Source organism: Neisseria sp. P0021.S007, assembly GCF_051956855.1.
This window is the reverse complement of the sequence record NZ_JBQCXA010001402.1, coordinates 1-487: the sequence shown is the minus strand read 5'-3', so window position 1 is coordinate 487 and position 487 is coordinate 1. Positions and strand designations below refer to the sequence as shown.

At 50.7% G+C, this 487-nt stretch carries 1 pseudogene; it reads right to left on the bottom strand.

Annotated elements, in window-relative coordinates:
- Nucleotides 1–487, bottom strand: a pseudogene (locus tag ACTHUR_RS19395) (hypothetical protein); the annotation flags it as partial.

Here is a 487-nt window from a genome sequence, read left to right as displayed (position 1 = left end):
GTGAACAAGGCCGTTTGTTTTTGCACGGCAATCCGAATCATGCCATTGACCGCATCGGCCACATGGGGGCGTAAACGCTTAATCAGACGCTCGGTCAAATCTTTTTCAGAAACGCAGAATACCTCCCGACGGCCAATCGCTTGCGGGTTCAATACATTGATATGGACATTAATGGCCGGTTCTTTTTCAAGGCCGTCTGACACCGCCTCTTCAGCCACTTCCGCATCATCATTTTCCGGTTTTTCAGTTTCTTCCACTTCAGGCGCATCAAAATCTACGGCACCTGATTTCGGATTCAGTCTGACGGTGCGCGTTGATTCGATATGACGCTCTGAAGCCGCAGCCTGCAATGCCGATTGCGCGCGCAACCAGTTATCCTGCAAAACCACCATTGCATCGGTTTCCACTGCCTCGCCCTCGTCGGCAAGGGCAGTATTGTGTTCCAACTGCCAGCGGTACAAATACTCTTCCAATACTTTTTCACGAT